Here is a 19,321-nt window from a genome sequence, read left to right on the forward strand (position 1 = left end):
CCCCGTCAATTATTGTCACACTCTCCTCACATTGTTTCAACACATCACACGATACGACTAAAAATCGGTCGATTTTGGGGCGAAAACGAAGAAAAACAAGTCCGGAAAAGCAGAATTTATATCATTCAAAACAACTTTTGAACCCATTATGCGGTGTTTTTGAATTTTCAAAACCTATGATTTTAGAGATAGCCAACATAGTCTTTTACCCAATTTTTTGGCCATAACATCCTCTATATAAGTGTTTTAACGTGTTTGTAAAGAAATATTCAAAATTCCCGAATTTTGAGGTAAAATCCCGAAAATCGAGGATTTTTTTGATTTGATTTTGGCAAAATCGGGAGCAAAATGCGTGAAAACCGACATGAGTGATGTTTAGATTATCATATCTGTGTGTGCGCTGCGATGAGTTCTCTTTATTAAAGTTTGTCATCTTTTAACATATTTTACACTCGCAAAAAACGCTTCACAGTATGTTTGATCATATCGACAACACAAATGGTGAGGAGCAGTGAGCGAAAAATGGCAGATGACAGTTAATTGAAAAGAGGAAATCATCCTAATCATGGTAATATAAAAAAGCACTTGCGAGAAACTTGTAAGTGCTTGATTTTTAGTGTGGACCAGCCAGGGCTTGAACCTGGGACCTCCAGACAATGAGTCTATAGGTATATGCGCGACTATAACTCATGCATCAATTCTATAAACGACCGAATAAAATCGCCACAGATCACCGAAAAAGCTGAAAAACTATAGCAGAAAGCATATAAAAATGTTAAATATTACATTTTTTATATCAGAAAGCATGTAATTTGCAAACAATATTGTAATTTTGTATTCGAAGTAATATAATTTATATGGAAAAGACAAAGTTATCAATGGTAGTAAAGGCATTGCGCAAGGAATATGGACTTACGCAGGAAGATCTTGCCATGAAGTCTGGAGTAGGCTTATGCTTTGTACGCAATCTGGAACAAGGAAAGCCAACACTAAGAATGGATAAGGTCAACCAGCTACTTGATTTGTTTAACTACGAACTGACAGCAACGAAAAAGCAATGAGACAAGCAGAAATATACCGAAAAGAAGTCCTTGCAGGTGTTCTGACGGAAGATGGTGGTGAATACCGCTTCTGTTATGATGAAGCGTACCTCAAACGTGGTGATGCGCTACCTATAAGTTTGACGCTCCCATTACAAACGGAGGCATTTGTAAGTCCTGTATTATTTCCGTTCTTTGACGGACTGATACCAGAAGGATGGCTGCTTGATGTGGCACTTCGCAATACAGACATCAGCATTCTTGACCGTATGTCGCTATTATTGTTATGCTGTAAGGAGTGTATCGGTTCTGTCAGTGTTGTGCCGATAAATAAAGGAAGGAGGCGATAATGTGTAAATGTCTGTATTGCTACAAGGAATTGGAAGAAGGTCAGAAAGACTTTCACCCAAGTTGCGCACGAAAGTTCTTCGGAACAAAAGATGTGCCATTGCTGGAGTACAAACATGAAGATCTCGACCAATTAGCCGAGCAGGTGATTCGTGCTCAAACATCTCTAACAGGTGTTCAACCCAAATTGTCTCTGAACCTCGACAAACATGAAGGTTGTAGCCGACTGACCATCGTGGGACTTTGGGGTGACTATATCTTCAAGCCACAGACGGAGAGTTACGAGCTGTTGCCCGAAAACGAAGATTTAACGATGCACCTTGCGGAAGCCGCAAAGATAAAAGTCGTGCCACATAGCCTTATCCGTCTTGCTGACGGAAAACTTGGCTACATCACAAGGCGTATTGACCGAACCGAGAATGGCGAGAAGATAGACATGGAAGATATGTGTCAACTCACGCTGCATCCTACGGAATACAAATACAAAGGCTCGCATGAGCAGATAGCAAAGACAATAATGCAATATAGCAGCACGCCCAAACTCGACCTCACGAATTACATGCAGTTGCTACTCTTCTGCTTTGTCACAGGCAACAACGATATGCACCTGAAGAACTTCTCGCTCTATCGTCCTTCTAAAGACTATCAACTCACTCCAGCTTATGACCTTCTCAATGTCGCCATAGCCAATCCCAAGGACAAAGAGGAGTTAGCACTTTCTCTTTCGGGAAGGAAAACGAAACTCCGTCTGGCAGACTTCCTGAACGCTGCAAAGACAATGGGACTGGAAGAAAAAGTAGTGCTTCGTCTCATTGCAGGTCTTCATAAGGCATTCCCTAAATGGCAACAGCTTATAAAAGATTCCTTCCTCAGTGAAGAGCAAAAACAAGCGTATGAAGAACTTGTTGTTGCCCGACTGAATAGATTATAGACATTAATTCGAGTATGATTTTCATACTCTACCCAAGTATGATAGTTAAAGATGCTCAAAGGCACTCATTTTTATGCGGATAGATAGGAATACCTGAAATAAATAGAGTACCTTCTGCATCGCAGAACCACATTTCCACTACATCACCCGTTGCGACTGTGGTCATCCATGAACCACAAAAACAATTTTGAAACCACAGCCGCTTCAGTCAGCAAGGGGGGGATGTTCGCCTATCTGTTCCTCCGTTTGCCTTGGTATCATCTCCAATGCTTCTTCACATTTTCTTGTTTCAAGCACTGGCTCATCATTATAATGGTGAGTATCTGTCTTGTCTCTGTTTTTCTGACTTGTATCATGGCTATCGACAATGTCAGGATGCATCAGATGTACAACACTATTCTTATTCACTCAGGAATATAAAACAAAGAGGTTGCCTATGACATCAAATAAAGGTAAAGTTCAGATCATCCACAGTTGATGGTAAGGAGTGAGGTCTCTATTTCCAGATTATCCATAATCGAGTAGTTCGTCAGCTGAATACTGATTATAAAGTATTTGCAGAGAAATGTGATGCAGAGTCTGAGGGCATTGTCATAAACGGCAATCGCTCAAACCTCATGCTTGGCATTCAGGAACGTCTGGCATGGGACGTGGCACGTCTGGGAAAGGTGGTCAGCATTTTGGAAAATGATTTTGGGATTGCTTTCTATGTTAAAATCCAAATATTTCGACCATTTTTTTAGGTTTATGCTGATATTTTATAATCCTTGTCGAAAAGCTGCTTGTTTCTGACCATGGCTGTCACAATGTGTACAAGTTTGTTCTTGACATTGTTAAGTACTATCTGCCTCTTTTTGCCCCTTTCTATAAGCCTTGAATAGTATGAGGCTATGACGGGATTGAATTTGGCGGCAGAAAGTGCAGCCTGAGACAGCATTGCCTTAATCTGCCTGTTTGCCATGTAGTGCACGTGTGGATCGGTATGCACGCTTGTTCCTGAATCCCTGCCGAATGGGGCTATTCCATAATAGCAGGCAATCTTCCTTGAGTCAAAGTTGAACCTGCGGAAATTATCGGTGTAAACCATCAGACATACGGCGTTCTGCGTTCCTATGCCAGGTATGGAGGTTACGATGGTGAAGACTTGTGCAAGTTCTTCATCTGAATCTATCAGCTCCGCAATACGCTTGTCTATCTTGTTCAGTTCGGTAACGATATGCCGTCCGCTCTGGGAGATCATTGTCTTGACAGGTGACTTCTCCATGTTGAGTCTTTTCTCGCCTCTTCTGACTTGAAAACTGCATCTGTGTCTTACTACCATCTGTCTGTAGAGAAACAGTTCGCGGAGCTGCGACAGACTCTCGCTGAGAGGTTCATAAACTATAGCCTTGTCATTGTTTCGCATTGCATATTCAGCAATCATGTTAGCATCGGTGCGGTCGGATTTAAGTCTCCTTATTCCAGATGCGTCCTTGATGCTTTTTGCATTCTCAAGCCACATGTCAAAGCCCCTTCCGTAGAGGAAGTTGCACAACGGCTTGCTGTAGTCGCCGGTATTCTCGCCGCAGAACAACCACAGTGACGGTTCTGTCTCGTTTGAGCTCTCCTCAACCCATTTGACCAGCTGCTTGTAACCTGATACGGAGTTCTTGAACTCATTGAACAATCTCATGGAGGTTTCTGTCAGCCCCTCGGCAAAAATGATTGCCACATCAATTTTTTCTTTCGAAAAGTCAATTCCAATAAATAATTTTTTCATACTTTTGTATCTGTATTTTTAAAGAATTGGTCAATAGTTGTATGGACTAACACTCTAACGAGGCTCTATGCCGATAACTTTCTATCTTGTCTTTGCAACTATGTCGGGGAGGTCCTAAACAATCTATAGACTCCGTTCTGGAAGATTGACTGGTTTACCTCTTCGACAGACCGATTCTTCCTTACAACGACAAAGGTAAGAAACTGTCTTGAATTGCTATTGTTTTTCTCGACCAATTTGCTTTCTTGGGCGGCTGAGCCGCAATCATCTGCAAACTTAGAGAAAATTGAATTCTATTTATATAAGGATAACTCTTATATGCGATTCAATTCACTCATTTATTAATTAATACCTATGGCAACGCCACTCCAAACATAATGATTCGGAAGATTATTTCCGTTTGCATTAAATAAGGTTTCTGCCCCATTTGCAGGATCATACATGGTAAAACCATTTACTTCCCTTTTTACTGCAACCCAATGACCACCATTGTTAACTAATACCACAAAGTGGTTATAGTTTATGTTCTGATCTTGCAATATGTCCTGCAAAGTAGGATTACTTCCATTAAAATTCAGAAGCTGAATGTGATTGTTATTAATTCTTACAGTCTCTTCAGGAAACACGTTTGCGAAGGCTATATTTGCAGCTATCAGCAATGGCGTATTTACGAAGACTTCTGCTGCCATCCCAAGCTGATGTGCATAAATAGCTATACTTGATGGCAAACTGATATGTGTGCCTCCGACTATAGATGCATCTACCAAAGCTTGTGAATTAGGTGCCAAACCAATTTGGACCACTTGTATCCCATGATATGTATTCTCGGGTTGAGGCGGATTATGTACATTCAAGTCGAATAGAATAGCGTCCAATGCATAATCTCCACAACAATTGTTTGGGTTGGGTTGAAAACCAGTTTGAGCTAAATTAAAATTAAAAGGCATATTACTTGTTTTTTACTTTCTTACTCTATCTTAGGCTTTTCAGGAACCGCCTTGTTAATGGTAAGATTGCGATGCAAAGATACGGCGGTTTTTGGAGGGGAACAAGCGATTTACATGAGGGGTGGACTGGCTTACATGAACGGTGAGAATAATGAAGAAAATTTAGCCTTTATGTAAGCCGAAAGGCTGTTCATGTAAGTCGTGAGGTGGAGTGTTTCGTTGCCTTTAATTTTGCGTTCATTGTAGGCAGGTTTTGAGCATGCTTACAGAGTAAACAACTGTTTAACAAAATTGAAATGCAAATGAAATAAGATGAACTTTTGGATTTTGGTGAAGACAGTAGGCAAAGGCCGTATGTAGTAAGTGACGGCTTCTTCGTGAAGACTGATGAGAAGTGGGAGAAGGTGAGGTATGACGAGATTCTGTGGGTGAGAGCCTTCGAGACGTGTTGTTGAGCGTAAGCGAAAAATGGGAGTGTCGTGTTCCTGACCGACGGGAAGAGCCTGATGGTGAACCATCGGCTGTGGAGAATTGAAGAGATACTACAGGAGCATCCGAACTTCGTGCGCATCAACAGGTCGGAGATTGTTAATCTGGATGCTGTTGACGGCTTTGAGGGTAACTGCTACTACATCGGCAAGAATCCGCTCTATGCCACTGGCGACTATCGTCAGCGCATGGAAGGTGTCTTCGTCAAGGCAAAGCAGCAATGACGTAAAGATACGAAAAAACCGCCCGGGAGCCTTCTCATGAGGACTCTCGGGCGGCTTGGTCGTGCTTGCTATGGCCACGGGATGTGAGGGTTACTCTCACATCACGCTGTGTCATTGCCCTTACTGCCTGACCAGCCTGTGCCGTCAGACGGTATTGTGCCCAGCAAGAATCTGTGTCATTTGTTCAAAGAACACTTGAGCCGAATGCAGAGCCGAGCTTGCTCGTGCTATGCTGAGGCGATGGTGTTTTTCGGGCGAAGCCCAAAGAACACTATTTCCTTCTGTAAATGAAAAGGAGGGCGGCGTCGTCCGCGCCGTGGCTTTCGGGCCGCCCTCCTTGTGGTATCTACTGCCGCTCAAGCAGCTAAAATAGATAAATTGGTGAATCGATAAATGGGTTAGAAAGCGGAGATGAGCCTAGTATGGAAGTTCTCGGGAGATGACGGATTCGGGGCGAACTGGCCCCATCCATCCGCTTTAATGGCCCAAGCGACTGTCGTGGAAGCCATGATGTTGGACGTACTAGACCAATAGCGCACAGTTCCCATATTACTCCATCCTGTCACGCTGCTGCACTTAGTGTTGATGCAGTTGTAGCCAGTGCCGCCGCAAGCGGTCATGATTTCAGTCCACTGTTCCTTGCTGCCGATAGTGAAGGTACTGCCACCAGCGGTCACGCTGTAGCCGCAGGCGGTTGACCAGTTGCCTGAAGTAGAATAGTCGGTACACATGATGTAGTAACCGTTCGTAGCGCTGGTATATACCTTGGCGCAGTTGTAGCTGCCCATCGTAACAGACTCCACGGCGGCCGCCTGCTCCTCAGCCTGTCCTCCTGCGAGTGTCTCGCCGGTCCAGTCCTGTACGGTGACGCTTGCCACCTCAATCCTGTTCTTACCTACTACGAGGTTGAAGGTGTAGCTGTTGCCTGCATTCAGTTCGGGGATGCCCTTCACGAGGAGGGTGTTGTATTCGCCGTCGGTCAGGCGGATGAAGCGGGCGCCGCTGTCACCATAGCCAGGCACTACGAGGGCGGTGTAGGTAGAGCCTTGACCACCGTTGCCCTGTGCGTATGGCTGGATTTCGGTGCTGCTGCCCGTGGGATTGCCGCTGGAGATGCCGCTGGCTTCGCTGTAGATGCTGACGTTGCTGACGGTCTTCTCGTCGTCATCGTACTGGCTGCCGAAGCCGCTGATGCGTACAATGACGCGCGCCATCTTGCGCTCCAGCTGCATCTGGATGTCGCCGCCGCCCTCGGGACGGGAAATCACCTGCTGGCGGGTCATGTAGTCGGCGAGGGCGATTTTGTCCACGCTGCTCTGGTCGGTGGGCAGGGTGAAGGCGGTCATCGACGTGCCGGTGGTCACTGGATAGTAAGCCGAGAAGGTGAGCGTGGGCTGTGTCCAGAGGAGGAACTTGCCTGCCACGGTCTCTGTCCAAGTCTGGTTCTCGGTTGACGTACACTGGAAGATGACGGCCTCCTGGTCGTTGGTGCTGACGCTGATTTGGTCGCCTTGGTTGAACTGGCGCTGCGTGTCGTCGGTGGCGATGGCGTTGCTGCGGGTGGTCTGCAGCGAGCCTACGGAGACGTTGATGCCCACGGCGTTGGCGGGACGGGTGACGGTGAAGTCATCGTCGCTCTGGCAGCTGGCGAGGGTGCCCATGAGGGCGAGGGCTGCCATGGAAAGATATTTTGTTGCTTTCATATTATCTTTTTATTGTTTTTATTGTTAATGATTGGGGCTGCGATAGTATCGCAGCTTACTGGACATTTTTTACTCTGTGCCGAGGTTGTCGCCGGGCTGGTCTTCCCATGCGCTGGCGCTGAAGGCGCGGGCGGGAGCGGTCACGGTGTCATAGCCTACGGTGAGGGGCAGCGTGTAGCGCTTGCCCTGCTCCAGGGTGATGGCCTCCTCGTTGGTCCATGAGAACGAGCGGGTTCCGATCTTGAAGCTGACGGTCAGTGCGCCTGCAGCAATCTGCTGTGGCACTACGATGGCCTCGTAGGTGGCATGGCTGTGCATGTCGGCATCGGTGGCATCGGTAAAGGCGCACTGGTTAGCGAGAATGTCGGCAGGGGTCGAAGCGGTGACGGTCACAGTGCCGTAGTTCTCGTTGGCAGTCTCCATGGCCTTGAACTGGTAGCCGGCGTTGGTGCCCTTGATGGTGAACTCGGTAATGTCGGAGGCATTGTTCAGCTTCGGGTCAACATTGTAGAACTCGTTGGCCAGGTCGAGTGTCACGTCGAGCTTGGCCAGGGCGTGGTAGAAGTTGATGACCAACTTGCCGTTCTGCATCAGCGTCTCCTCGATAGAGGGGTTGGCGATGGTCTTAGTCGGCATGGTCAGCAGATCCTGCTGCTTCAGCTTGGCCTCGGTGCTCTGGTCGGCAGCCACGGTGAGGTTGGTACCGACGATGAAGTCATAGTCGCTGAATGTCTTGCCCTGCTTGTAGGTAGCGGTCACGGTGATGCTCTGCTGGTCGTTCTGCCAGAGCATACGGTTCACGGGTTTCCACTCAGTGCCGTTAAACTGTACGGTATTGAAGTAGCTGTACTGAGCCGATGTGGGGTTGACAATCTTCACCTGGAATTGCTGACCGTTCTGGTTCACATCGCTGCCAGTGATGCTGGCGCGGGTGGTGGCGATGATGGGGTCAACGAGGTTGGTGGTGAAGCGCATCACGCCGTCCTCTGGGAACTGCGACTTCTGCTGTACGGTCTCGATAGCGTCGTCGCTGGAGCATGCCGTCAGCGCCATGGCTGCTGCGGCTGCAAAGAAAATGTTTTTGATTTTCATAATACTTTAATTTAAATTAAAAAATGATGGTTATAAATGAATTTTTTGTTATTCCGACGGGGGAACCGTCGGGCGCAGTAGGGGGGCTACTGGTGGACCTGGCCGCCATTAAGGTCATTACCAACTTCCCAATCGTTGACACCAGTTGATTTGATATAGATATAGGGGTGAATATCGTCATAACTCAAATCCAACTTGTAGTTCTGACCTATCTGCATGTTAGGAGCATCGATTGTACAGTCTTGTTCTATGCCCTGTGATGTAACAAGATAGAGGTGAATTATCGTACGTTCTGCGGAAGAAGCCGTCGGCATGAGTCGTTTGGTCATACTGAAGCTTGTGCCCGTCGAAGGCATGCTACCGAAGTCAACCGTCAGCTCATCTTCGGAAGGTACACCATAGTGGCCCGCAGTTGTCTGACTGGTCAGCAAAACGCTCTGAGCAATATGTTCCACCTTGGCATTAATGGTATAACCCTCTGGCATATTGCCGATGTTCAGCGTCAAGGTTGTCAACAAGCGGCGAAGGCGAAACTCTGCCACCGTGATTTTGTCCTCACTTATGGTGACGTGGGTCACGGCATACCACGACTGGCGGGGCGACGAGGCGGGTTCACGAAGCGAGACGCTGGTGGGCGTGAGGAGATTTTCTGCGGGAGAACCGCTGGACGCGAGGACATAGCCGGATGGCTCGTCCATGTCGGCAGTGACGAGGATGTCGTACTCGCCGACGGGCAACTGCTGCAGCCAGTCGGCACTCTCCTCAATGGATGAGAACGAGCGGGCGTGGCTCACGCCGTTAGCACCCTGCACCTGGAACGAGAGGGCGTTGATGGAACCAATGGCAGCGGCATCGGCCTCGTCTTCCCAGAGGAGTTGCGGAGCGACATAGCCTACGGGCTTGCCGTCGAACTCGTTGGGCGTAAACTCATGCTTATCGTGATAGCAGGCGGTGAGCAGCATCATGGCAGCTGCCGCCATCAATGGAAATATCTTCTTATTCATACGCATCACTTATTTCTTGTCGTTAATAATCAGTTCCACGCGGCGGGCCTGCTTGCTGTCGGCAGCATCGCGGTCGATGCCACGGCCAACGACAGGCTTCAGACGGCTGCCGTCAATGCCACGGCGCACAAGCAGCATCTTCACCGTGTTGGCGCGACGCTGGGTCAGTCGGAGATTGTAGTCCTCGCTACCCGTGTTGGAGGCGTGGCCGACGATGTTCAGCGTTACATCGGGTTGTGCCTTCATCATCTCTGCCACGGCATCGAGCTTGTCAGCCTCTTTCTGTGTCAGGCGGCTGCTGTTGTTGGCGAAGTAGATGGTGGGGAGGTCAGCAGGAGCGGTTTCCACCACTTCGGGCTTCTTCTCCTTTACGGCAGCGGTCTCGACCACAGGCTGTGCCTTCTCCATAACGGGCTGCGGCTCAGGCTCTGCAATGACAGCGGCTTCTTCCACGACGGGAGAAGCCTTGCCCTTCTTCCCGAAGTGATACGACAGTTTCAGACCGGCCTCATACATGAGGTTGCTCTTGTGGTGATACTTGGGAATGTTGTCGAAGCGGTCGCCCGTCAGGCAGGTGATGCCGCCGTAGAGTTGCAGGCCAACGTTCTTGGCCACACGGTAGCCCACGGCAGCCTGACCGCCCAGGCCGAGATGCCACTGGCGGTCGAACTCATGGTCATAGCCGGTGGCAAGGTGCTTGGTGCGTGTGGTCACAGCCGACACCTGCGGAGAGAGGTTGAGTGACCACCTGCTGGTAGGCTTAGTGAGAAGCGACAGCACATCGAAGTTGGCCTGCAAGCCGAAGCGCATCCACTGCGTCTTCGCTTCGAGGTCACGATAGTAGTTGCCCTGCTTGCCAAGGATAGGCGCAAAGCTGAAATCGCCATCGGTGGCCAGCCAGAACGGGTCGCATTCGAGCGAGGTCTGTTTCTGACTGCCCAACGAAGCGAGGACCTCTACGGAGAACAAGCGACTGAACTGATAGCCGCCAAAGACACCGAACTGAGCACCGACATTGGTCTTGCTCTCGGTGATGCTGCGGAACGTGCCCTGACCGAAGGAGGTGCCGCCGCTCAGCCCTGCGTACCAGCCACTATTGTAGTCGCGGCTGTCGGTTTGGGCAAAGGCCGTCTGCACCCCGGCGGTCATCATCGCCACAAGCAGCAGAAGAGTGATTATTGTTTTCTTCATTGGTTAATTGGGATTAAATGATTATATATTACTATTACTATTACTGTCTTCTTCCTCCTCCTCCACAATCTCACCCTGCGTGGTCAAGGTCTGCAGCGTCTCCGTGCGCCAGACCACGAAGACGATGATGCCGATGGAGAGCCACTGCGACAGGTACTCGTGCAGGAGCGAGCCGCCGTTGGTGGTATACACGGCATAGACGGACACGAACACCGCCATCAGCACCAGGCTCTGCCACACCTCCTTGTGCTCCAGGTCGGCAAAGTTCATGAGCAGCCACCGTTTGTAGTACCGCAGCGCCTGCACGTAGCATGCCACGAACACGACGATGAGCACCATCTGGCACATCACCATCAGCCCCGACGCATCGCCCCGCCACACAGCCCCGACGGCCAGTACCGCCATCGGCACATGCGCCACGAGCCACGGCCACACCCTGCGCCGCCGGTCCTGCAACAATCGCAGCAGCCACGCCATCATCAGCGGCACCAGCGTCAGCAGGTCGAGCGAGATGCACGCCATGTCGCGAATGGTTTTCCCTGCCCATGCCTCCACGGGTACGGCCCACCACACGTGGCTGCCCACCACCGTCGCCATGAACGCCGCCGCCCAGCGCCTGAGCGCCCTCGGCGGCATCTTCACCTCTCTCGTAAACGCGTTGCCCCGCGTTGCCAGCAGGTACACCCCGGCCAACGTTGCCATCATCGCCACCGCCCAGTAGAGCGCCACGAATAGAAAGTTGTCTATCCCTTGATGTTCGTACATAAATTAGATTATTATATTCAACCTTAAAATTAATCAAAATCCTTCGTCCCCACAATAGCAAATCGCCCGCCAACGAAAGTTTTGTAAATTCTGAAACAAGTTTTGTAAATTCCGTTACTCGATTGTAAATTCTGTAACTCTAATTGTAAATTCTGTAACTCCTTTCCGCACCAAACCCCACGGTTTCATCGATGAAGTGTTACAAAAAGCGATGTTTCTTCTATCATCGCTATGCCAAAAAACGAAGCCGCCGAGCCCATCCTTTCGGATGTCCCGGCGGCGGTATGTCAGCAGTATTAAATTGTTTGGGGGACCTGATGTATGACCACTCCACGGTCGTATGCCTAAGTAAGAAATATTACTTAATTCCCCCCCCCCCATTCATCCACTCGGTCACGCTCTGCCCCATGCGCTGCTTGAAGGCTACGCTGAAAGTGGTGTAGCTGCGGTAGCCGCTCTCCAAGGCCAACTTCTTAGCGGTGAAATCACGACCGTCGGTGACAGCCTCGTGGTAGAGGCTGACGAAATGCAGGATACGCAGGCCGTTGATGTAGTTGTTGTAGGTGGTGTTCTGACTCGAAAAGTATAGGCCGAGGTAGGTGCGGTTGGAGCCAATGGCCTGGGCCAACTGGGCAAGCGTCAGGTCGTGGTGCAGGTAGAGCCGCGCATCCTTGCAGCGCAACTTCAGCAGGGAGCCTATCTGCTCGAATGTTGCATCGGAAAGGTTGTCGGACGACTGGTGCTCACCGTCGTCTTCTATTCCTGTCTTCCCGTCTTCCGGAATCTCAATGGTCAGCGGCTGCGTGATGCTCAGGTCGCTCAGCGTCTCCACACGCCACAGCAGATGGTCTATGAGCACGATGCCACACACTTGCACGATGTATGCGTAGGCGATACTGCCGTCACCACCCACGTAATAGCCGAGCATGAGCACAATGACGGCCAGCACCACGAACGTATGCCACACCTCCTTGTGTTCCAAGTCGGCAAAGTTGTCGCGCAGCCACCGCCCATACTGCCTTAAGGCGTGTACCATATAGGCCACGAGGCCGATGCCAAACAACAGCAGATAGCCATACACCATCGGCATATAGGCCTCGCTGCGTGTGACGATGCCAGCTACCATCAACACCACGAGCGGCGCAGTCATCACACCGACCGGCCACAGCGGCCGCTGCCGGTCCTGCAGCATGCAGAGCAACAGCACGGTGACCAGAGGAATAACCGTCACGCAGTCGAGCAGTCCACCCACGAGCATGCACACTGTGAAGTCTTCATCCGTGAGTACGGCAGCCGGCAGGTACCACAGATGCCCAATGGCCAGGACGGCGAAGAACGCTGCCGTCCACCGTCTGAGCCGCACGGGCGACGTCACCTCGGGCGCAATGGCGTTACCCCGCCGCATCAGGTAAAGGCAAGCGATGAGAGCCGCCATCGTGCCTGCGCCGTAGAGTAGGAAAAACAGTATTGTATCGAGAGAAATCTGTCCTAACATTCGCGTATCTGAATCAATATTGATATAATAACGGTGCAAAATACGGAAAATTTTCCACTCTCATTACATTCATTATATATTTTTTTCGATTATTTAAGAATCCAGCAAATCGTTCGTTATTTGAGGAAAGTGCACATAGCATCTTTCAGCTTCCTATTCTCGTTAACCAACTTAGTCAGCCCGTATCCTTGGCAAGTCGGCACTCACCACGGACAGCCTCCAAGACCTGCTCCGACCTCTCAAGCAGAAGACAGAGAATCCTGATGATGGGCAGCTCTATTTTGATTCCAAACCCGATTAACATATATTAATAGACACTAGTGAAGTTCATAATATAATAAAACGCCTCATCCCGACAACGCAAGGTTGTCAAACGCAGGAGTTGGCCCTGCAAACGCTTAAAACAAACTGGCAATAATTTCCTGACAGTCAGTACGTTGCAAAGCATAGTGGTCGGGTAATCGGCCACCTTTTCTTTTTGGCGTTCACGAAATTTTTGGCGTGTTTTTGGCGTGATAACATTATTTAACGAGCTATCGCCCCATTTATACTGAATTGAATTGTATTAGTTTGCAAAATGATAGGCAAACAGATTTGATTTAATAATGCCGACGCCAACCGCAACAGTATCGTACTGCTGAGCGCAGGTAACAAGCTGGGCTATGCCAAGACCGACCGTACCATTGAGAACGGAAAGGCTCTCGGTGCGTGCCGTGCCTACTTCCATATTCCTGCTGTCAGTGGCAACGCACTGATGGCCCGCAGCTTCGTGCTGAATTTTGGCTTAGGCGAGACTACGGGCATTCAAGAGGCCACGGGGGCACAGGTACAAGAATATAAAGATGGTGGATGGTATACGTTAGAAGGTGTGCGTCTAAGCTGCAAGCCCACAAAGCGCGGCATCTACATTGTAAATGGTAAAAAGATAATCGTAAAATAAGCGGAGGATAGCAATATGAAGAAAAAATATATGAAGCCATCGATGTCCATCGTGCAGTTACAACAGCAGTGTCAGATTCTGGCTGGCAGTCAGCCTGCAGCTAGAGGCTTCACTGACGATCCCGAAGGCATCAATTGGGATTACTACGGCCTGGATGATGAAGATGATTTAAGATAATTCTTCTAACGATAAGTGATGTCAGATAAGATATGAGTATAATTCAAATAATAGCATAAATTGTTCTGGTTGGCTTTGTCATCTTTGGAATGTGGCTTCAATTCTATATCAGACGCTGCCATAAAAGCAATGCCAAAGAGCATGCCAAAGAGCATGCCAAGAGATTGCGCGAATGGATTAAGCGCAATCCCAAACGTACGAAAGAATTGGGCTACACCAATATGGAAAAAGACGACATGCCAGACGACAAATGACGTTAGTATCGTACGTACATACATAATTATTTATAACAAAGAAAGGACAAAACTTTAATATGGGTTTTGTCCTTTCCTATTTATATAAGATTATTGCTATTTATATTTCATGTAAGCCTTCTGCAGTTTCTCGTCGTATTTGTTCTGTGCATATTGAGGGCCATTCTGACTATAATGCATCATAGATACTCTATGATACTGGGTGTCCGAAAAGGGGAGACTGAAATAAAATGTTTACGCATTGTTTACGCAGACATGAAAAAAGGAGTTACGCGATTTGCGTAACTCCTTGATTTTCAGTGTGGACCAGCCTGGGCTTGAACCAGGGACCTCCAGATTATGAGTCTGTTGCTCTAACCAACTGAGCTACAAGTCCGTTGAAATCTTGAAATTTCGACTGCAAAGATATATAATTTTAGGGGAATAACCAAATCTTTTCGTAAAAAAGTTGGAATGAAGTGCTGTCGTTTCGGTTTTCTGAGGTCGTTGGTGGGCGTCCTCTCGTAAGGGAGAACGGCGTAAATTAGGTTAAAATATATTGATGGAAAAACGCATACACGGATTTTTTAGTAACTTTGCATAAAATATACTTTCGTGAAATGGACTTAAAGAATACATCGGAAAATTTTTATATCCAGGGATTAAACGATGCTCAGGTGGCAGAAAGCAGAAAGGCGCATGGACAGAATGTGCTTACTCCGCCTAAAAGAACTTCTTTATGGATGTTGTATCTTGAGAAGTATCGTGACCCAATCATCCAAATATTACTCGTGGCTGCTGCAATCTCGCTGGTGCTAGCCTTTCTTAATAAGGATTTTGTGGAGACGATAGGTATCTTCGCCGCTATCATCCTTGCCACCACCGTGGGCTTCTATTTTGAGCGAGACGCTGCTAAAAAGTTTGGTGTGCTCACAGCTCTTGGAGAGGAACAACCTGTTAAGGTGCGCCGAAATGGTAGGGTGATGGAGATACCGCGCCGTGATGTTGTGGTAGGCGATATCATCCTCGTAGAGGTGGGCGACGAGATTCCTGCTGATGGTAAACTGTTCTTTGCTACTGATCTGCAGGTGAATGAGTCGCAGCTTACCGGTGAACCGATCTGTACGAAGTCGCTCGATGCAAAGGGGGAGAACACTTATCCTGATGATGTTGTCTTGCGCAGTACGATGGTGATGAATGGCCGTGGTGAGGCCGTGGTGACCGCCGTGGGCGATGATACAGAGATAGGAAAGGTGGCACGACAGGCTACTGAGAAGACGGATTCGAAGACGCCTCTCAACTTGCAACTCGATCGGTTGGCCCATGTGATATCAAAGGTAGGTACGGGTATCGCCGTGGCTGCCTTCGTGACCTTCTTGGTGCATGATATCGTGACTAATCCGGAGTGGGGTGGTCATAATTATCTTAGGATGACACAGATCGTACTTGACTATTTCATGATGTCTGTGACGCTCATTGTGATGGCTGTTCCCGAAGGTTTGCCGATGGCGGTGACCTTGAGCTTGGCTCTGAATATGCGCCGAATGCTGAAGTCGAACAATCTGGTGAGGAAGTTGCACGCCTGTGAAACGATGGGTGCTGTGACGGTGATATGTACTGACAAGACAGGTACGCTCACGCAAAATAAGATGCAGGTGGGAGAGGTCTTTATGGTGGATGGTGCTGATAAAGAACTATTGGCACAAGGCATTGCTGTGAACTCTACCGCTGAATTGGATGGCGACATGGGTATCGGAAACCCTACCGAGGTGGCGCTGTTGCTCTGGATGAAGCGTAATGATATGGATTATCGCTCGATGCGTTCGGATGCTGAGATTATCGCTCAGGTGCCTTTCTCTACGGAGAAGAAATATATGGAAACCACAGTCAGGGTGGGCGAGAATAGGATGAGATTCATCAAGGGTGCACCTGAGGTCGTGATGGCGAAATGCAAAATCGAGGAAGAGGAATATGCGTGTGTTGCTCAGCAGTTGACGAGTGCACAGAATAGGGCGATGAGAACGCTTGCCTTTGCGGTGGCGAGAGATGATGAACCGATGCATCTGCAGGCTGTCGTCGCCATTGCTGACCCTATCCGAGAGGATGTGCCTGAGGCGGTGATGGAATGTCGTCGTGCCGGTGTACAGGTAAAGGTGGTCACGGGTGATACTGTGGCGACGGCCTTGGAAATCAGTAGACAAATTCATCTCTTCGATGATGTGGAATATGATCATAGCAGACCTTTGCTCGAACAACTGGATAAGGAATGGTATATCACAGGCCCGGAATGGGCTACCCTAAGCGATGATGAGGCCTATCAGCGTGCGGCGAAGATTCGTGTGATGTCGAGGGCTCGACCTACAGACAAGCAGCGCCTTGTGGCCTTGTTGCAGAAACGTGGCGAGGTGGTAGCGGTGACAGGAGATGGTACGAATGATGCTCCGGCATTGAATTATGCACATGTGGGACTTTCGCTCGGCTCGGGTACCTCTGTGGCCAAAGAGGCTTCAGACATGACGTTGCTCGATGATTCGTTCGGCTCTATCGTGAATGCGATCATGTGGGGTCGTTCATTGTATCGCAATATTCAGCGATTCTTGTTCTTCCAGTTGGTGGTCAATGTGGCAGCGCTATTGCTCGTGCTGGGCGGTGCTGTGTTGGGCACGGAACTGCCGCTCACGGTGACGCAGATTCTTTGGGTAAACTTGATCATGGATACTTTTGCTGCCATGGCGTTGGCTTCGTTGCCTCCTTCGAAGGAGGTGATGGCAGAGAAACCTCGTCGACGTAATGAATTCATTATCACCAAACAGCTTACTCGAGGTATCTTGTTGTGCGGAACGGCATTCTTTGCTGTGATGTTCGTTTTCCTCTGGTGGTGTGAACGCAGAGGACAGGGGGGCGTCGATGTGCGCGAACTCACGTGGTTCTTTACTAGTTTTGTGATGATGCAGATGTGGAATCTGTTCAATGCCAAGTGTCTAGGCACAAATCATTCCGCTTTCCGCAAATTGTGGGCTGATAGAGGATTGATGCTCGTGGTGGTTATCATTCTGGTGGGGCAGTGGATTATAGTAACCTTGGGTGGTGATATGATGCGCACGGTTCCTCTAAGTCTGAAAGAGTGGGGTGTCATCATTGCGGCAACCTCCATGGTACTCTGGATAGGCGAATTGTGGAGAGGTGTAAAAAGATTGATAAAGAAATGAAGATAATAAGATTAGATCAGGAAACAATGGTATATAAGCCTTGTGTGGCGACGATTGGATTCTTCGATGGGGTGCACCGGGGACATCAGTTTCTTATCAAGCATTTGGTAGAAACAGCTCGGGCTGAAGGTAGGGAGTCGACAATTATAACGTTTGAGGAACATCCGAGAAAGGTGCTCCAGAGTGATTACCAGCCACATATGCTGAGTACGCTCGACGAAAAATTGCAGTTACTCTCGAAAACGGAAGTTGATAATGTGGTGCTGTTGCATTTCGACCGTGAAATGGCAGAAATGTCGGCACATGATTTCATGAAGAATATTTTGCATGATAAACTTTGTGTGCAGAAGCTCTTCATTGGCTATGATCATCGCTTTGGGCATAATCGCAGTGAGGGTTTCGAGGATTATGTACGTTATGGTCGAGAGATGGGGATGGAAGTTGTGAAGAATCAGGCTTTCGTGCTCAACGGCATTAACGTAAGTTCTTCAGAAGTTCGCTCGTTTGTGGAAGCTGGTGAGGTGGAATTGGCGAAACGCTGTTTGGGGTATCCTTACACGATCATTGGTAAGGTGGTGAAGGGCTTTCAGGAGGGTAGGAAGATGGGCTTCCCAACGGCTAATCTTGATATCAGTGAGTTCGGACAGATGACACCGGAACCTGGTGTGTATGCTGTTAGGGTGAGGATGGAGAAGACTGACGGAATGAAAGAAGGAATGATGAATATAGGAACTCGACCGACCTTTGGTGGCGAAAAGATAACGCTGGAGGTGAATATCTTTGATTTCACGGGTGATCTCTATGGCCAGCTACTGATGGTAAGCTTTGAACATAGGATACGCGGAGAACGGAAATTCTCATCGCCGGAGGCTTTAGCTCGCCAGTTGACGACAGATCAAGAGATAATAAAACAGAAATTTAAGGAGGAATTATAATGGATAAAGGTGTTGTAAGAAATATCGTAGACGTGTGTTTTTATGCTGCTATGTTTTTCCTCATCCAGTTTGTTGTGCACATGATTGGTGTGGGGGTGATAACGTTGGTGAACCATGTAGATTTTAATACGGCTTTCTCTGAACTTATCGCGGGAAAGAACGGTGGTGCCTTAGCGGTGATTAGTGTGTTCTGCAGTTTGATAACGATCGTGCTCTATGCCAAACTGAAATGGTGCCCAGTGTCGCGTAACTATTTGGCTTCGCGCCCGTGGATTGTATTGATATGGGTGGTGTTCCTCTCGTTGGGCTCTATTTTGCCTTCTGAGTGGCTTTATGAGCAGATGCAGATTACTATGCCGGAAGAGTATCAAGAGCTCTTTGAGGGCATAATGAAAGAACCGTGGGGCTATGTAGCTATTGGTATGTTGGCACCGATAGCAGAGGAGATGGTGTTCAGAGGTGCTGTGCTGCGTTCATTGTTTAAAGTCATGGACGGAAAGTGGCATTGGGCAGCAATCGTTTGTTCTGCACTCATCTTCGGTGTGGTGCATGGTAATGTGGCTCAAGGTGTACATGCTTTTGTCATGGGCTGTCTGTTGGGTTGGTTGTATTATCGTACCCGTTCCATTGTTCCGGGCATTGTACTTCATTGGGTGAACAACAGTGTGGCTTATGTGTTGTTCAACCTCATGCCGGAGGCTTCTGATGGTAAACTGATTGATTTCTTCCATGGTGATGAGAAACTGATGTTGGGAGGAATCGCGTTTTCTCTGTGTATTCTGATTCCAAGCATCTTCCAGTTGGCTCTGAGAATGAAGAAAGTTGAGATATAAAGCAGA

The 19,321-nt window shown here is 48.6% G+C and carries 21 protein-coding genes and 1 tRNA gene; 10 read left to right on the plus strand and 12 right to left on the minus strand.

Features of this window, described 5'->3' with window-relative positions; genetic code table 11:
- Nucleotides 1–857 precede the first annotated feature (857 nt).
- Genes K333_RS0105930 through K333_RS0105940 form a run of 3 tightly spaced genes read left to right on the plus strand, consistent with a single transcriptional unit; the run spans nucleotide 858 to nucleotide 2,319 of the window.
- Nucleotides 858–1,061: a helix-turn-helix transcriptional regulator gene (locus K333_RS0105930; protein ID WP_024989756.1), complete on the plus strand. Its 204-nt coding sequence runs from the start codon at nucleotides 858–860 to the stop codon at nucleotides 1,059–1,061.
- Entirely contained in the window at nucleotides 1,058–1,390 is a 333-nt protein-coding gene (locus K333_RS0105935) for a HipA N-terminal domain-containing protein (RefSeq protein WP_024989757.1), read from the plus strand. Before K333_RS0105930 ends, K333_RS0105935 begins: the two co-directional genes overlap by 4 nt.
- Complete coding sequence (locus K333_RS0105940; RefSeq protein ID WP_024989758.1) at nucleotides 1,390–2,319, plus strand: HipA domain-containing protein; 930 nt, start codon at nucleotides 1,390–1,392, stop codon at nucleotides 2,317–2,319. The genes K333_RS0105935 and K333_RS0105940 overlap by 1 nt, the downstream gene beginning before the upstream one ends.
- 204 nt (nucleotides 2,320–2,523) lie before the next feature.
- On the opposite strand, the gene K333_RS12015 is transcribed toward K333_RS0105940, so the two are convergent.
- From K333_RS12015 to K333_RS0105955, 3 genes are all read right to left on the minus strand, one after another.
- Entirely contained in the window at nucleotides 2,524–2,727 is a 204-nt protein-coding gene (locus tag K333_RS12015) for a hypothetical protein (protein WP_036889089.1), read from the minus strand.
- 337 nt (nucleotides 2,728–3,064) lie between these two features.
- The gene (locus tag K333_RS0105950; protein ID WP_024989760.1) at nucleotides 3,065–4,078 is read right to left on the minus strand and encodes an IS110 family RNA-guided transposase; all 1,014 of its coding nucleotides are present in this window, start codon (nucleotides 4,076–4,078) and stop codon (nucleotides 3,065–3,067) included.
- Between the two features lie 341 nt (nucleotides 4,079–4,419).
- Nucleotides 4,420–5,025, minus strand: a complete 606-nt coding sequence (locus tag K333_RS0105955) for a hypothetical protein (protein ID WP_024989761.1) — start codon at nucleotides 5,023–5,025, stop codon at nucleotides 4,420–4,422.
- 506 nt (nucleotides 5,026–5,531) lie between these two features.
- On the opposite strand from K333_RS0105955, the gene K333_RS0105965 reads away from it, so the two are divergent.
- Nucleotides 5,532–5,738: a hypothetical protein gene (locus K333_RS0105965; RefSeq protein ID WP_154652993.1), complete on the plus strand. Its 207-nt coding sequence runs from the start codon at nucleotides 5,532–5,534 to the stop codon at nucleotides 5,736–5,738.
- A gap of 398 nt (nucleotides 5,739–6,136) precedes the next feature.
- Here the strand turns inward: K333_RS0105965 and K333_RS0105970 are convergent, their stop codons facing one another.
- From K333_RS0105970 to K333_RS13125, 7 genes are all read right to left on the minus strand, one after another.
- The gene (locus tag K333_RS0105970) at nucleotides 6,137–7,441 is read right to left on the minus strand and encodes a fimbrillin family protein (RefSeq protein ID WP_027452448.1); all 1,305 of its coding nucleotides are present in this window, start codon (nucleotides 7,439–7,441) and stop codon (nucleotides 6,137–6,139) included.
- Nucleotides 7,442–7,510: 69 nt separating this feature from the next.
- Nucleotides 7,511–8,533, minus strand: a complete 1,023-nt coding sequence (locus K333_RS0105975) for a fimbrillin family protein (RefSeq protein WP_024989765.1) — start codon at nucleotides 8,531–8,533, stop codon at nucleotides 7,511–7,513.
- Nucleotides 8,534–8,619: 86 nt separating this feature from the next.
- Nucleotides 8,620–9,537 (minus strand): FimB/Mfa2 family fimbrial subunit, encoded by a 918-nt coding sequence (locus K333_RS0105980; RefSeq protein ID WP_154652994.1) that lies wholly within the window; start codon nucleotides 9,535–9,537, stop codon nucleotides 8,620–8,622.
- A gap of 9 nt (nucleotides 9,538–9,546) precedes the next feature.
- Nucleotides 9,547–10,728 carry an OmpA family protein gene (locus tag K333_RS0105985; protein ID WP_027452449.1) on the minus strand — a complete coding sequence of 394 codons (1,182 nt, stop codon included), beginning with the start codon at nucleotides 10,726–10,728 and terminating at the stop codon, nucleotides 9,547–9,549.
- Between the two features lie 70 nt (nucleotides 10,729–10,798).
- Complete coding sequence (locus K333_RS0105990) at nucleotides 10,799–11,530, minus strand: hypothetical protein (protein WP_024989768.1); 732 nt, start codon at nucleotides 11,528–11,530, stop codon at nucleotides 10,799–10,801.
- Nucleotides 11,531–11,851: 321 nt separating this feature from the next.
- Entirely contained in the window at nucleotides 11,852–12,988 is a 1,137-nt protein-coding gene (locus tag K333_RS0105995; protein WP_027452451.1) for a helix-turn-helix domain-containing protein, read from the minus strand.
- Between the two features lie 565 nt (nucleotides 12,989–13,553).
- Nucleotides 13,554–13,715, minus strand: a complete 162-nt coding sequence (locus tag K333_RS13125; RefSeq protein WP_154652995.1) for a hypothetical protein — start codon at nucleotides 13,713–13,715, stop codon at nucleotides 13,554–13,556.
- Nucleotides 13,716–13,742: 27 nt separating this feature from the next.
- On the opposite strand from K333_RS13125, the gene K333_RS0106000 reads away from it, so the two are divergent.
- From K333_RS0106000 to K333_RS13135, 3 genes are all read left to right on the plus strand, one after another.
- Complete coding sequence (locus tag K333_RS0106000; protein WP_024989770.1) at nucleotides 13,743–13,928, plus strand: hypothetical protein; 186 nt, start codon at nucleotides 13,743–13,745, stop codon at nucleotides 13,926–13,928.
- A 15-nt stretch (nucleotides 13,929–13,943) separates the two neighbouring features.
- On the plus strand, nucleotides 13,944–14,105 hold the full coding sequence (locus K333_RS13130; protein WP_154652996.1) for a hypothetical protein: 162 nt from the start codon (nucleotides 13,944–13,946) through the stop codon (nucleotides 14,103–14,105).
- Between the two features lie 89 nt (nucleotides 14,106–14,194).
- Entirely contained in the window at nucleotides 14,195–14,359 is a 165-nt protein-coding gene (locus K333_RS13135) for a hypothetical protein (RefSeq protein WP_154652997.1), read from the plus strand.
- 96 nt (nucleotides 14,360–14,455) lie between these two features.
- On the opposite strand, the gene K333_RS13670 is transcribed toward K333_RS13135, so the two are convergent.
- Together K333_RS13670 and K333_RS0106020 are read right to left on the minus strand one after the other, a co-directional pair.
- The gene (locus tag K333_RS13670) at nucleotides 14,456–14,542 is read right to left on the minus strand and encodes an N-acetylmuramidase domain-containing protein (RefSeq protein WP_154653000.1); all 87 of its coding nucleotides are present in this window, start codon (nucleotides 14,540–14,542) and stop codon (nucleotides 14,456–14,458) included.
- Nucleotides 14,543–14,661: 119 nt separating this feature from the next.
- Nucleotides 14,662–14,735, minus strand: a tRNA-Ile gene (locus tag K333_RS0106020).
- Nucleotides 14,736–14,958: 223 nt separating this feature from the next.
- Here K333_RS0106020 and K333_RS0106025 point away from each other — a divergent pair.
- From K333_RS0106025 to K333_RS0106035, 3 genes are read left to right on the plus strand one after another with little or no spacing between them, the layout of a single operon-like run.
- Nucleotides 14,959–17,547, plus strand: a complete 2,589-nt coding sequence (locus K333_RS0106025) for a calcium-translocating P-type ATPase, PMCA-type (RefSeq protein ID WP_027452452.1) — start codon at nucleotides 14,959–14,961, stop codon at nucleotides 17,545–17,547.
- On the plus strand, nucleotides 17,544–18,482 hold the full coding sequence (locus tag K333_RS0106030) for a bifunctional riboflavin kinase/FAD synthetase (protein WP_024989771.1): 939 nt from the start codon (nucleotides 17,544–17,546) through the stop codon (nucleotides 18,480–18,482). Before K333_RS0106025 ends, K333_RS0106030 begins: the two co-directional genes overlap by 4 nt.
- Entirely contained in the window at nucleotides 18,482–19,315 is an 834-nt protein-coding gene (locus tag K333_RS0106035) for a CPBP family intramembrane glutamic endopeptidase (protein ID WP_027452453.1), read from the plus strand. Before K333_RS0106030 ends, K333_RS0106035 begins: the two co-directional genes overlap by 1 nt.
- Nucleotides 19,316–19,321: the final 6 nt, after the last annotated feature.

This window comes from Segatella albensis DSM 11370 = JCM 12258, from assembly GCF_000426565.1.
In the GTDB taxonomy this organism is placed as follows: domain Bacteria; phylum Bacteroidota; class Bacteroidia; order Bacteroidales; family Bacteroidaceae; genus Prevotella; species Prevotella albensis.

Excerpts from the sequence above, each read along its gene's own strand:
- K333_RS0105930 (WP_024989756.1), top strand. The coding sequence starts at position 858 with ATGGAAAAGACAAAGTTATCAATGGTAGTAAAGGCATTGCGCAAGGAA.
- K333_RS0105935 (WP_024989757.1), top strand. The coding sequence starts at position 1,058 with ATGAGACAAGCAGAAATATACCGAAAAGAAGTCCTTGCAGGTGTTCTG.
- K333_RS0105940 (WP_024989758.1), top strand. The coding sequence starts at position 1,390 with ATGTGTAAATGTCTGTATTGCTACAAGGAATTGGAAGAAGGTCAGAAA.
- K333_RS0105950 (WP_024989760.1), bottom strand. The coding sequence starts at position 4,078 with ATGAAAAAATTATTTATTGGAATTGACTTTTCGAAAGAAAAAATTGAT.
- K333_RS0105955 (WP_024989761.1), bottom strand. The coding sequence starts at position 5,025 with ATGCCTTTTAATTTTAATTTAGCTCAAACTGGTTTTCAACCCAACCCA.
- K333_RS0105965 (WP_154652993.1), top strand. The coding sequence starts at position 5,532 with ATGGTGAACCATCGGCTGTGGAGAATTGAAGAGATACTACAGGAGCAT.
- K333_RS0105970 (WP_027452448.1), bottom strand. The coding sequence starts at position 7,441 with ATGAAAGCAACAAAATATCTTTCCATGGCAGCCCTCGCCCTCATGGGC.
- K333_RS0105975 (WP_024989765.1), bottom strand. The coding sequence starts at position 8,533 with ATGAAAATCAAAAACATTTTCTTTGCAGCCGCAGCAGCCATGGCGCTG.
- K333_RS0105980 (WP_154652994.1), bottom strand. The coding sequence starts at position 9,537 with ATGAATAAGAAGATATTTCCATTGATGGCGGCAGCTGCCATGATGCTG.
- K333_RS0105985 (WP_027452449.1), bottom strand. The coding sequence starts at position 10,728 with ATGAAGAAAACAATAATCACTCTTCTGCTGCTTGTGGCGATGATGACC.
- K333_RS0105995 (WP_027452451.1), bottom strand. The coding sequence starts at position 12,988 with ATGTTAGGACAGATTTCTCTCGATACAATACTGTTTTTCCTACTCTAC.
- K333_RS13125 (WP_154652995.1), bottom strand. The coding sequence starts at position 13,715 with ATGGAAGTAGGCACGGCACGCACCGAGAGCCTTTCCGTTCTCAATGGT.
- K333_RS0106000 (WP_024989770.1), top strand. The coding sequence starts at position 13,743 with ATGGCCCGCAGCTTCGTGCTGAATTTTGGCTTAGGCGAGACTACGGGC.
- K333_RS13130 (WP_154652996.1), top strand. The coding sequence starts at position 13,944 with ATGAAGAAAAAATATATGAAGCCATCGATGTCCATCGTGCAGTTACAA.
- K333_RS13135 (WP_154652997.1), top strand. The coding sequence starts at position 14,195 with ATGTGGCTTCAATTCTATATCAGACGCTGCCATAAAAGCAATGCCAAA.
- K333_RS13670 (WP_154653000.1), bottom strand. The coding sequence starts at position 14,542 with ATGATGCATTATAGTCAGAATGGCCCTCAATATGCACAGAACAAATAC.
- K333_RS0106025 (WP_027452452.1), top strand. The coding sequence starts at position 14,959 with ATGGACTTAAAGAATACATCGGAAAATTTTTATATCCAGGGATTAAAC.
- K333_RS0106030 (WP_024989771.1), top strand. The coding sequence starts at position 17,544 with ATGAAGATAATAAGATTAGATCAGGAAACAATGGTATATAAGCCTTGT.
- K333_RS0106035 (WP_027452453.1), top strand. The coding sequence starts at position 18,482 with ATGGATAAAGGTGTTGTAAGAAATATCGTAGACGTGTGTTTTTATGCT.